Here is a 12,307-nt window from a genome sequence, read left to right as displayed (position 1 = left end):
TCAAGATGCCAGTTCTACGCAAGATGCCAGTTCTACGCAAGATGCCAGTTCTACGCAAGATGCCAGTGTCTTGATGCAGTCGCTCATGGGGGAAACCCCCAAGACCGCGCTGCATCGCTTCTACGCAAGATGCCCATTCCACAGGTGCGACCCAAGGGCGATTTACTCTCCCCCTGTGACCCTAAAAAAAAAGAAGAGAGTCACAACTGCGGCTCTCTTAATCATCAGGGTGCATCTACTGATCTAAATATAACACAAATAATGAGGGGTGCAACCCATCACCCCAAAAAAATCAAAAAATGTTATTTTATATACCGTCTTCAGAGAAAAGTTAACTGGAAACGGATGGGTTAACCCATGTAACGGATATAACGGAAGATGATATGGTTCTACAAAGACTCAATTTGTGGTCAAGACGCCAAACTCTGCAATGGCTAATATTTGCATCCAGCACCGTTATCCTGGGGGCATGTACTCCCCCAAAGCAAACATCTTCTGGGAATGACTTGGGTAATGCTAAGCCTAGCCCATCGATGTCTTTCTCTCTAGGGGTGACCACTTGGATTGGTTTGACTCCTCTTTTGATTGCGCTCAAAAAAGGCTTCTTTGAGGAACTGGGGCTAAGGGTTGACCTGAAAACCTTTGGGTATAATCCGGATTATATCTCTGCCTTTTTAGCAGGAAAACTGGATGCTATTGCCCCTGTAACGTCTGAAGCAGTCTTATTGGCAACTAAGGACAAAGACTATCGCATTGTTTTGGTAGAGGATAACTCCGTTGGTGGGGATGGCATCTTAGCCCGCAACAGTATTAGTAGCATTAAGGACTTTAAGGGTAAGAAGATTGCGGTTGAAAAAGGGGCAGTTAGCCATTTCTTTCTACTAAAAGTACTCACAGCAGTTGGGTTGAGTGAAGCTGATGTTACGTTGGTGAATGTGGATCCAGCGGGAGCAGCAGCAGCTTACCAGGTGGGGAATGTGGACATTGCTGTTACCTATGCACCATTCCTAAAACAGGCTAACTTGGCTCAACCTGATGGACGCATTATCTATGACTCGTCCCAAATACCAACAGCGATTACTGATGTTTATCTGTTTGCCACTGAGTATATCGAAGCCAACCCAGAGGCGGTGGAAGCCTTTGTCAAAGGGGTTTTCAAAGGACTAGGGTTTCTCAATCAACATCCATCGGAAGGGTTAGCGATCGCAGCTAAAGAGTTGAAAATTGAGCCGGATGCCCTAGCTGCTGATCTAAAAGGGATTAGTCTCCCAGATGCTCGTGCCAATCTGGAGATGCTAGGAAATAAGCAGAGTGATTCCTACTTACTGGAGTCGTTGATGGATGTGGCGAGGTTTTTGGCAAAGCAAGGCAAGATTGATACTATTCCTGATATGGAGCAATTTATGGAACCGAAATTTGTTAAAGCTGCTTTAGAAACATAGAAAAATTGGCGTTGCTTAATAATGGAATGATTTTAAGAGTTTTGTAGAACTGGCATCTTGCGTAGAACTGGCATCTTGCCAGTTTCCTCCTTATTTTCGCGCGGGCAGGATGCCCACTCTACTTATATTCATTCGAAGACTGACGCAACGCCGAAACATTAAGTAAATCTGCTCTCAGTTAAGACCCCTGTGCCACCACCTATATCTTCTCCCCGCAAACGTTACCTACGACCATCCGTATTTTGGAGTATCCGTCAGGGCTTTCCTGGCTGGCTCAGTATCTTTCTCACCATCATTGCCTTAGTAGTACCCCTGCTAGTTTGGATCTTCCTAAGCTATCAAGAATTAGTAGACCCAAGATTCTTGCCAAGTCCGATGGTTGTCCTGAAAGCTGGCTGGAAGATGTTGACAGAAGAGCAGTTACTGACTGATATTATCGCCAGTTTCACCCGTGTGCTAGTTGGTTTTCTGTTTGCGGCAGTAGTTGGTATTCCCATTGGCATTGCCATGGGGACATTCTACAGCATGGAGAGCTTGTTTGGTACGATTGTCGGTATTGTACGCTATATGCCAGTGGCAGCGTTTATGCCCCTAATTGTTCTGTGGGCAGGGTTAGGGGAAACCGCAAAGATCATTATTATTTTCTTGGGAATTGTGTTCTACAACGCGATAATGATTGCTGATGCTGTCAAATTTATCCCTGATGAAATGCTCAATGTAGCTTACACTTTGGGGGCGAATCGGGTTGATGTATTATTTCGAGTGATTCTACCAGCAACTCTACCAAATATTATTGATACGATGCGGGTTAATGTTGCTGGTGCCTGGAACTTTCTGGTGATTGCGGAATTAATTGCTGCTGAAAATGGTTTGGGCTTCAAAATTATCTATTTTCAACGATTCCTAGAGACCGATAAAGTGCTCTTTTGTATTTTAGTGATTGGACTAATTGGGTTGATGCTGGATTTTGGGTTTAGGTTGCTTTTTCGCTTAAGTGTTCCTTGGTCGGAGCAATTTGTTGAGCGTTAAAGGTTTAAGGTTGAAGGTTGAAGAAGGTTTAAGGTTTAAGGTTTAAGGTTTAAGGTTTAAGGGTTAATCAGGTTGAAGCTTTAAGGTTTAAGGGTTAATCAGGTTGAAGCTTTAAGGTTTAATAAAGTTGAATGATAAGTATTCAGCTGATAGCTGATAGCTGATAGCTGATAGCTGATAGCTGATAGCTGATAGCTGATAGCTGATAGCTGATAGCTGATAGCTGATAGCTGACAAGGTTATTATGTTCAAGGTTATTTAAAAATGACCAATAATCACAATTTGCCTAAGCTACAGGTGTGCAATCTTTCCAAAAGTTTTCGCCACCGACGGGAAGAATTGGTAGTGCTAAAGGATATTAATATCGATCTTGAAGCGAATGAATTTGTCTGTATAGTTGGACCCTCTGGCTGCGGCAAATCAACCTTGCTCAATATTATCGCTGGACTAATTCCTCCCTCTAAAGGACATGTAAAGGTAGATGGTGAGGTGGTTTTAGGTCCTGGTCGGGATCGGGGCATGGTCTTTCAGAACTATACCCTATTTCCCTGGTTAACGATTGCTGATAATATCGGCTTTGGTCTGAGGTTACAACGATTGCCTAAGGGGGAATCCCAAGAACGAATTGCTTACTATTTGGATGTAATCGGTCTAAGCCGCTTTGCTAATGCCTACCCCAAACAGCTGTCAGGGGGGATGAAACAGCGGGTTGCGATCGCACGAGCGTTGGCTAATGAACCGGAAGTGCTGTTGATGGATGAGCCCTTTGGAGCCTTAGATGCCCAAACTAAGGAGGAATTGCAGGAATTCTTCCTTGGACTTTGGGAGAAGACCCATATTACTGTTTTGATGATTACCCATGATGTGGAAGAAGCAGTGTTCTTATCCCAGGGTATCTATGTGATGGGAGCTCATCCCGGTTGTATCCGGGATAAGATTATGATTGATTTACCCGCTGTTCGTACTCTGGATACAAAGCTAACCCTGGAATTTGTAGAACTGAAACGGCAGGTAATTCAAGCTTTGCGCAGTAACAGCAAACGATAAATTAAATAAGACTCAACCTTTTCTTTTTATCACCACAGTTTCAACTAGAGTCAGGGATAGACATACTGCAATCATTAGCCGAATCCCATCCTGTACTGCGATTACTAAATAAGTAACCATGTCTTCCTGTAGTGCTGCTGCTTGGTAATCTACTTTAATCAAGGTTTGCTCAAACCAATTTAGAGAAGTTGGCTCTTGATGATACAGAGGATAAGCCAAAATATCTAATAACACTACCACAAGCAAACCTGCAGTTCCTCCAATTAATAATCTTCGCAATAATCTTTTTAATAACCTTTTACCAAATGACATGATATATACTCCTCATGCTCCCATCCTCCCTTAGTATCCTTACCCATTACTTATTGCCGGTATTGCTAGAAAGTTGTAAGGGCGCACAGCTGTACACCCTTACTAAATTTTGACCTTTTGACTGACGAATAATCACACCCCGCAGACAAAAAAATACTTACAAAACCTGTTAATGACTTAAGGCTCCATGGAGTAATCCACCGGCACCTCCACCGACAATCGGACGCCAAACTGACTTTGGGTCAATGCCTCGTCGATAGCCTTGTATCCATGGTTGAGCCATTTTTATCGGTTTCCAAATGGTAGAAACTGGACTAAACATTCCTGTAACTGCACCTCCTGCTGCTGCTTGGAAAACACCATCACCTAGGGGTTTCCCAGCAATAGCGTTGGATGCGACCTGAAACGCTGCTCCTGATGCAGCGCCAATTCCAGCTGATGCGAGCAGTGGAACAATTGCTCCTTTAATCTGCTCTGTCTCGGTTGTTGTTTGTTCCGTAAACTCTAAATCTTCAATTTTCATTTTTATGTCTGCTTAAGGTGTTTTTTTATTATTACTATTACTGCCAAAAATGTTTCGCCAATTTGGCGTTGAAAATTATATAGAGTCAAGGGAATAGGGAATAGGGAGTAGGGAGCAGGGAGTAGAGAGTTAAAGGTTAAAGGTTGTTCGCGTAGCGTGGCCGAAAGGCCAAGGTTAAAGATTGTTCGCGTAGCGTGGCCGAAAGGCCAAGGTTAAAGGTTGTTTTGTTTAAAGTTTAAAATTTAAAGTTGAAGGTTGACAATTAACTGTTAACTGTCAACCTTCAACTGTTATGATTTTTTATTCAATTTTTTTATTCAATTAACGAACAACCGTAGAAGGGTAAGCTATCAGCTAATGCGCTACTTGAGGTGCCAAAAGCCAACGGCTGACCGCTGACCACTGACTACTGACGGCTGATAGCTGAATGCTTACTAGAAGGTTAAGCGATCGCATTCACAAAATTCTGATAAGCGCTCTCAACCTTTTGGGCTTGGGAGGTGACATCAGCCTCTAACTGTTTCAAGCGAGCTAATTCTTGCTCCCGATTAATTTCACGAGATTCCTTTTGCTTCATTAAATTATCTAATTCCCCTTTGCGAGCCTTAATATCATCATCCATGCGCTCAGTTACTTCCTGCTCATACACATCAAAACATTCTTTGATAGCATCATAAATTGGTTGCCATTGCTCTTGTGCTACCTCAGGTAAATATTTCACCAACTCTTTTCTAGCTGCTTTCACCAATTCCTTACGAGCTTGATCGGCTTGCACGACTCCAACTCCTAATCCTAATAAGGCTAGACCCACTGGTCCGAGAGCAATCCCAGAAACATAGGTAATGATGCCACCAATTCCCATCACTGTGATGAAATTCAGCACAATATTTTTCCAATCGAAACCAGCTCCAGCCATAGCGACTCCTGCTAGATTACCCCTAGCTAAGGAAAATAATCCTGCTGCCCATTTTGCCCAAGCGGGAGCGTTATCTTCTGTAGTGTAGCTGCTCACCGGTCTTACGGTTTGTCCGGTTAACTTTTGATTAATTTTATCCGTTACTTTAGTATAGGAAGCACCGTAGGTTACTGCACTGCGAGATAGCTGAGCAAAGGCAGCATCCATTTCTTTTTCAGCCGTCTTACTCCACTCTGATAATTTATCATTAATATACCGTTCAAAGCCCTTTCTCAACTCGGATTCAAAGGCTTCTCGTTTGCCTGTACTCAAGAAATCCATAAATCGGAGTTCAGGTTGATAGTGTAAAAAATCCGATTCAAAGGTATTGCCTAAATTTAAAACATAGGTACGAAAGGAATCTGCGATCGCTTTCGCTTTATTATCACGAACAGTTTTAATTTCATCCTTGAATTGTTCACCAATATCCTTGAGTTTATTAAATTCTGGTTCAACGGAATTAATCCGTTCCTTCAATTCATTTAAATCTTGCTCTAGCAAGGGGATGCGACGTTCAATAGCTTCATGAACATGGTTACTTCCTTGACGGGCTAAGGTTCTCGCTTGTCGTAATTCAGAAATGGCTCGTTCCTTAGTTAAAAATGTATTGAGTGCTCCCATAAACTCTGGAAACCCTGTGCCATCAAGAGACACCTCTGGATTTTTAACTCGCTTGCGCAGGGCATTAATTGCTGATATTTCAAACACTCGTTCATCATAGATATCATAGCCATCTACCTGACAATAGTCTGCCAAGTTAGCCTGAAATACTCGCCGCAGTCTATCTTCAGCTTCTTCTAATTCTTCTGTATCATCGGGGTCAATCAAACTTTCCCGAATCTGGTCCCAAGCATTAATTAGAAAGAAAACCGTTAATCCCCGGTCTTTTAGATAATTTTCTAGATAACGACGTTCCCCTAAAGTACAGGGCTGAGTTGCTCTGAGCACAAACAGGATAGCGTGACAATTATTAATGTAACCTAGGGATAACTCATTGCGCGCTTCCGTATCATTCAGTCCTGGACTATCTACAATTTCAATCCCTTTTTCTAGCAATGGTAAGGGATACTCCACGATGGCATGACTAACATTGGGAAACGCTAGCTTCTTCTGTTGTTCTAGTCGCTTAGCTTCAGCTGGATCGATGGTATAGCGATGCTTAAAGGATTTAAAATCAATTTCTTCCGGTGCTGTGTCATCATTAAAGTACACTGTCACCTTCTTTTGAGCACCATAGCGTAAAACTGTCAGCAACGCTGTACAAGGATTGACATCACTGGGGAGTAAATTCTCACCAATTAAGGCATTGAGAAATGTACTTTTTCCCCGCTTCATATCCCCTAATACTAGTAGTCGGAATCGCCCCTGGTATAAATTTTTACTAGCTTTAGAAATATCTTCAATATCTCTATCCAAACCTAATTTACCGGAATTATTCTCCCCTGCGGATTCCGATTGTTCCAGTATGGCACTGATGTGACTCAAGTAACCAGCTATTTCACCACGCACCGTGGCAACTCGATCGAGATCATTGAGAAAATTTGTGGTTTCGATTTTAGCACTCATAGTTATATAGCGTTTGTATTTAGGTTGTTAACACACGTATTGTAAAAAAAGGCAATAGGCAATAGGCAATAGGCAATAGGCAATAGGGGCAAGATATCCGGAGTTTTATTGGACAATAAAAAAAGACCTTCTAGGTTTACATCTCAAATACAAACGCTATAGTATTTATAGTTGAGATGTAAAGATAGGGTTGATAGACAAAGCGATGCAGCGCGGTCTTGGGGGTTTCCCCCATGAGCGACTGCATCAAGACAGGGAACAGGGAATAGGGAACAGGGAATAGGGAATAGGGAATAGTACTCAAGATATCGGAGGAGTTTTTGGTGTTATGCTAAATTAGCTTCATGATCTATTTAGAAATGCTATACTTTGAGTTTAGCTAATTAATGGTTTCAACACTTCCGACTCTCTACTACCTAGGGGAGCATGTAACTTTTGTTAATCCCTGATTTAGATCCCCCTAAATCCCCCTTAATAAGGGGGACTTTTTAATCTAAAGGGGGACTTTTTAATCTAATTCCCCCCTTTTTTAAGGGGGGTTAGGGGGGATCTATATACCTAATTATAAAGGTGACATGCTCCTAATCCCTACTCCCTACTTAGGGGAGCATGTAACTTTTGTTAATCTCTGATTTAGATCCCCCTAAATCCCCCTTAATAAGGGGGACTTTTTAATCTAATTCCCCCCTTTTTTAAGGGGGGTTAGGGGGGATCTATATACCTAATTATAAAGGTGACATGCTCCTACTCCCTACTCCCTACTCCCTACTCCCTACTCCCTACTCCCTTGAATGCTTACATTGGAGCTGATAGCAAGTAGCCATAAACGGATTCAATACCATTAACCTTAGACAATACGTCAGCATCCAAACTTCTCAGACGCTTTAACTCAGTCTCGCGATTAACTTGATTAGACTCTTTTTGCTCTACCAAATTATCCAACTCAGCCTTCCGGGATTTAATGTCATCATTTAATCGTTTAATTACCTCCCGTTCATAATCATCAAAACACTCGTTGACCGCATCATTAATTGGTTGCCATTGCTCCTCAGCCAATTGGGGCAAATAGTTTACCAACTCTTTCTTAGTAGCTTTAATTAATTCCTTGCGAGCTTGATCAGCTTGGAAAGCTCCAACCCCTAGACCCATCAGAGCCACACCTATTGGTCCTATAAATGTTGTTGTAAAAATCAATAAAAAGCCAGTAATTCCCAAGACTGCAAACCAATTGACCAGAATATTTTTCCAATCCAAACCAGCACCAGCTAGAAACACACCAGCAACATTACCTGAAGCCAAGGATAAAAATCCCATCGCCCAACTGGCCCAGGTTGGTGAAGTTTCTGATGAATCCATAGTGGTATTGGGGTAAACCTTTTTCCCAATTAACTTTTCAGTCATGGTATCGGCTATCTTACCATAGATTGCACCATAATTAGCGGCACTCCTAGCTAGTTCTAAAAACGCTTCACTTATGTCTTGCTCAGCGGTGACTTCCCAAGCCGAAATCTTTTCGTTAATGTACCGTTCAAAGGCTCGCTTAAATGCTGCATTAAACTCATCCCGTTTCCCCTGTTGCAGGAAATCCAGAAAGCCTAAATCTGGCTGATAGCGGACAAAGTCCGATTCAAAGGTATTACCTAAATTCAAAATATAGTCCCGAAAGGAATTAGCGACAGCTTTTGCTGTACGGTTACGGGTAATTCGGATTTCTTCCTGAAATTGATCGCGAATTTCCGTCAGTTTCTCAAATTCCGGTGCGACTTCGTTAATCTGCTGTTTCAACTGATTAACATCCTGATCTAGCAATGGAATCCGCCGTTCAATCGCTTCATGGACATGGTTATAGACTTGCTGGGATAAGATTTTAGCTTGGCGCATTTCTGCGATCGCACGTTCTTTGGTTAAAAATGAATTAAGTGCTGCCATCAATTCAGGAAATCCCGTTCCTTCAAGAGAATCCTCGGAATTTTTAACCCGCCGACGCAAGGCCATCAATGAAGAAATTTCAAAGACTCGTTTCTGATAAGTCTGTGGCTCTACCTGAAAATAATCCATCAGGTTAGCTTGAAATACTTGACGGACTTTTTCCTCAGCTGCTGCCAGTTCTTCCGAGTCTTCCGGGTCAATCAATCCCTTACGAATCTCATCCCAAGCATTAATTAAAAAGAAAACCGTTAATCCCCGACCTTTAAGATAATTTTCGATATAACGACGTTCTTCCAGAGTACAGGGCTGAGTTGCTTTGAGGACAAACAGGATAGCGTGACAATTATTAATGTAACTGAGGGATAACTGATTGCGCGCTTCCGTATCATTTAGTCCTGGACTATCTACAATTTCAATCCCTTTTTCTAGCAACGGTAAGGGATACTCCACTACAGCATGACTAACATTAGGAAACGCTAGCTTCTCCTCTTGTTGTAGTCGCTTCGCTTCATCAGGGTCGATGGTATAGCGATGCTTAAAACTTTCTAAATCAATTTCTTCGGGTAGTGTCTCATCATTAAAGTACACTGTAACCTTCTTTTGAGCACCATAGCGTAAAACCGTCAGCAAAGCTGTACAAGGATTGACATCACTGGGCAGTAAGTTCTCACCAATTAAGGCATTGAGAAATGTACTTTTTCCCCGCTTCATATCCCCTAACACTAGTAGCCGGAATCGCCCCTGCTGTAAATTTTTACTGAGTTTATAGATATCTTCAATATCTCTATCTAAGCCTAATTTACCGGAATTATTCTCCCCTGCGGATTCCGATTGCTCAAGAGTGTTCTTGATTTGATTTAAATTAGTGGCGATTTCAGCACGAACTCTGGCAACGCGATCGAGTTCATGGAGAAAATTTGTAGTTTCCATTTTAGTCCTCATCTTTAGTTTGGTATTAGCTAATTAATGGTTTCAAAGGGAAAAGGGAAAAGGGAACAGGGAGTAGGGAGTAGGGAGTAGGGAACAGGGAACAGGGAACAGGGAACAGGGAATAGGGAGTAGGGAGTAGGGAGTAGGGAAAAGGTAACAGGGAAGAAAACTTATCACAATTAATTTATAATCCCTAGAATATACTTGATAAGTATTTATTAGAAAAATTTATGATATTCTGGAATTAGTTACTGTTTAAATATTTTAGGATTGAAAATTGATTCATTTAACCTTATTGCATTTTGGTTTTGTTATTCAATCGTCATCTTTCCAGAAAATTTCGTATCCTAACCAGGCAAGTCCTCCAACGATCATGACGATAGCAAGCCAATAAGCAATTCTAATGGTTATAACAACAGCAATTACAACGGCCAAATATTTGCCCAATCTAGCTAGCTTTCTGCCCCATTTTTTTAGTTTACCTTCAGTTTTTTGATGCTTCTGGGTTTGATGAAATTGTTGTTCTTCTTTATAAATTTCCGTTTCGATTTCCCGGAGTCGAAGGTCTCGCTCCCGTTGCTGGAGTTCTCGTTCTCGAAGCTCAAAGTCTTTAGATTTTTGTTCTTTGGAATTCATCAGATTTTCCTTAGTTGACTGCAAATTTACTGCTTGACTGACAAATCTAGTCTGATGCTTCTGTAATGGCTTGACAGTACCCACAGGGGTAGTTTTATGATTAGTCTTTAGCTACTATAGCAATTCTAAATTGAGTCAATATAGCTCATAAGTATGATAAAGGCTATAGTTTTTACGAAAACCTCCTTTCACTAAGCGTGCTGAGTAAGACTTGTCACTTTTCACAACTAGAGAGGTTACAGTTAATAGGTTACAGTTATAGAGTGCCCGGACCATCTGGTCTGATTAACAGCAGAAGGTCTAATCTCCTCAGGACTTACTTAGGATTTCTTGAATCACATGGAAACTGAACCATTACAGGCCAATACAACACCCTTTTTCCATGTGTCCGTATTGAGTCAGGAATTAATTGAGGGACTAGCTATCTGCCCTGGTGGTCATTACTTGGATGCAACTGTGGGTGGTGGTGGACACACTAAGTTAATTTTAGCAGCAGCACCGGATGTGGAGGTTACAGCTATTGACCGGGATGCTAATGCGATCGCAGCCGCCAAGACCAGGTTAGCCAGTTATGGCGGAAGAGTTAATTTCTGGCATGGAAATTTTGCAGAATATCAGGCTAATGATAGGGTATTTGATGGTATTATTGCGGATTTAGGCGTCAGTTCAGCTCAGCTAGATTTACCAGAGCGAGGCTTTAGTTTTCGCCATGCTGCTCAGTTAGATATGCGGATGGACCAGAGCCAGTCTCTGACGGCAAAGGATATTATTAATAATTGGAGTGAAGTACGGCTAGCGGATGTTTTTTATAAGTATGGGGAAGAACGGTTATCCCGGCGGATGGCACGCCGGATTGTAGAGAAGCGTCCGTTTCAGACAACCACTGAATTAGCCAATGCGATCGCATCTTGTGTTCCCCCGAAATACCGCTATGGCAGGATTCACCCAGCGACTCGGGTGTTTCAAGCCCTAAGGATTGTGGTCAACCAGGAACTCGAGAGCCTCGAAAGCTTTCTCGACATTGCCCCCCATTGGCTTAAACCAGGAGGAAGACTTGGAATTATCAGTTTTCACAGCTTGGAAGACCGGATTGTTAAGCACAAATTCCGGGAGTTGTCAACGAATTGCTCACTATTGCGAGTGCTAACCAAAAAGCCAACTGTAGCACAAGCTGAAGAAATCCAGCATAATCCTCGTGCTCGCTCCGCTAAGCTCAGATTTGCAGAGCGACGAGAGCTGAGCATTCAAGAGTGATCCACTCAGCCCTCTAGTCTCGGGATGGGGCTGGTGCTAACAGTCCAGCCAAGGAACCCAAGGAACCAGTGCCAATCCCCACCAGGATATCAGGAACATCCTTACCCGCCACAGCTAGTCCGATGGCACCTGTGACAGTTACCAGCATGGTACCGCCCAAGGCACTGACCACAATCCGGTAAATCCAACGGTCTGTTTCTAGAGGTGGACCAAGCCTACGGATAGTTTCTACTGGGTCTCTCTTGATTTCTTCTGCAAGTTCTGGATCTTTAGATACCCGTTCTACTAGTTCATTCATGGATTTAACTGGTTTCATCATAGTGAGTTTTTTGTGAATCTAAAACTAAATACAGCTCCATTGGTCTGATTTCCTGATGTTTAGGGATTAGACTTCCGGGCAGTTGTCGGAAATTGGGAATTCGGAATCGGGAATCGGGAATCGGGAGTCGGGAATCGGGAATCGGGAATCGGGAATCGGGAATTGGGAATCGGGAATTGGGAATTGGGAATCGGGAATCGGGAATCGGGAATCGGGGAGAAGAATTGAGGCAAACAGTATGATAAAAGCGATCGAGCGACCTAGGGTTGTCACCCGATTACATCATCTCTCCACTCCCTCCAGTTAAACTACTACTGGTAGCAATGCGGGTAATGGTCTTTAAAAATTAAACAGACAAAGGGATA

General features: G+C 42.5%; 13 protein-coding genes. 4 read left to right on the top strand and 9 right to left on the bottom strand.

Annotated features, from left to right (window positions below; translation table 11 throughout):
- Positions 1-383: 383 nt before the first annotated feature.
- The 3 genes from F6K52_RS22360 (at position 384) to F6K52_RS22350 (ending at position 3,518) form a co-directional block, all read left to right on the top strand.
- On the top strand, positions 384-1,442 hold the full coding sequence (locus tag F6K52_RS22360; RefSeq protein WP_293082832.1) for an ABC transporter substrate-binding protein: 1,059 nt from the start codon (positions 384-386) through the stop codon (positions 1,440-1,442).
- A gap of 189 nt (positions 1,443-1,631) precedes the next feature.
- Complete coding sequence (locus tag F6K52_RS22355) at positions 1,632-2,471, top strand: ABC transporter permease (protein ID WP_293082829.1); 840 nt, start codon at positions 1,632-1,634, stop codon at positions 2,469-2,471.
- A 264-nt stretch (positions 2,472-2,735) separates the two neighbouring features.
- Positions 2,736-3,518, top strand: coding sequence for an ABC transporter ATP-binding protein (locus tag F6K52_RS22350; protein ID WP_293082826.1), 783 nt, complete (start codon positions 2,736-2,738; stop codon positions 3,516-3,518).
- A 12-nt stretch (positions 3,519-3,530) separates the two neighbouring features.
- On the opposite strand, the gene F6K52_RS22345 is transcribed toward F6K52_RS22350, so the two are convergent.
- From F6K52_RS22345 to F6K52_RS22315, 7 genes are all read right to left on the bottom strand, one after another.
- Complete coding sequence (locus tag F6K52_RS22345) at positions 3,531-3,830, bottom strand: hypothetical protein (RefSeq protein ID WP_293082823.1); 300 nt, start codon at positions 3,828-3,830, stop codon at positions 3,531-3,533.
- A gap of 169 nt (positions 3,831-3,999) precedes the next feature.
- Positions 4,000-4,353, bottom strand: a complete 354-nt coding sequence (locus F6K52_RS22340) for a hypothetical protein (RefSeq protein ID WP_293082820.1) — start codon at positions 4,351-4,353, stop codon at positions 4,000-4,002.
- A gap of 442 nt (positions 4,354-4,795) precedes the next feature.
- Positions 4,796-6,874, bottom strand: coding sequence for a dynamin family protein (locus tag F6K52_RS22335; protein ID WP_293082818.1), 2,079 nt, complete (start codon positions 6,872-6,874; stop codon positions 4,796-4,798).
- A 136-nt stretch (positions 6,875-7,010) separates the two neighbouring features.
- On the bottom strand, positions 7,011-7,178 hold the full coding sequence (locus F6K52_RS22330) for a hypothetical protein (protein WP_293082815.1): 168 nt from the start codon (positions 7,176-7,178) through the stop codon (positions 7,011-7,013).
- Positions 7,179-7,669: 491 nt separating this feature from the next.
- Positions 7,670-9,733 (bottom strand): dynamin family protein, encoded by a 2,064-nt coding sequence (locus F6K52_RS22325; RefSeq protein ID WP_364419112.1) that lies wholly within the window; start codon positions 9,731-9,733, stop codon positions 7,670-7,672.
- 42 nt (positions 9,734-9,775) lie between these two features.
- Positions 9,776-9,910, bottom strand: coding sequence for a hypothetical protein (locus F6K52_RS22320; RefSeq protein ID WP_293082809.1), 135 nt, complete (start codon positions 9,908-9,910; stop codon positions 9,776-9,778).
- A gap of 138 nt (positions 9,911-10,048) precedes the next feature.
- Positions 10,049-10,369, bottom strand: a complete 321-nt coding sequence (locus F6K52_RS22315; RefSeq protein ID WP_293082807.1) for a hypothetical protein — start codon at positions 10,367-10,369, stop codon at positions 10,049-10,051.
- 339 nt (positions 10,370-10,708) lie between these two features.
- On the opposite strand from F6K52_RS22315, the gene rsmH reads away from it, so the two are divergent.
- Positions 10,709-11,623 carry a 16S rRNA (cytosine(1402)-N(4))-methyltransferase RsmH gene (gene rsmH, locus F6K52_RS22310; RefSeq protein ID WP_293082804.1) on the top strand — a complete coding sequence of 305 codons (915 nt, stop codon included), beginning with the start codon at positions 10,709-10,711 and terminating at the stop codon, positions 11,621-11,623.
- 13 nt (positions 11,624-11,636) lie between these two features.
- Here rsmH and F6K52_RS22305 read toward each other — a convergent pair whose 3' ends face one another.
- Together F6K52_RS22305 and F6K52_RS22300 are read right to left on the bottom strand one after the other, a co-directional pair.
- Entirely contained in the window at positions 11,637-11,942 is a 306-nt protein-coding gene (locus tag F6K52_RS22305) for a hypothetical protein (protein ID WP_293082801.1), read from the bottom strand.
- A gap of 66 nt (positions 11,943-12,008) precedes the next feature.
- Positions 12,009-12,215 carry a hypothetical protein gene (locus tag F6K52_RS22300; RefSeq protein ID WP_293082798.1) on the bottom strand — a complete coding sequence of 69 codons (207 nt, stop codon included), beginning with the start codon at positions 12,213-12,215 and terminating at the stop codon, positions 12,009-12,011.
- Positions 12,216-12,307: the final 92 nt, after the last annotated feature.

Origin of the sequence: Moorena sp. SIO3H5 (assembly GCF_010692395.1) — a bacterium.
Lineage (GTDB): Bacteria > Cyanobacteriota > Cyanobacteriia > Cyanobacteriales > Coleofasciculaceae > Moorena.
Note: the sequence above shows the minus strand (reverse complement) of the source record. Positions and strands in the feature narration are given on the sequence as shown.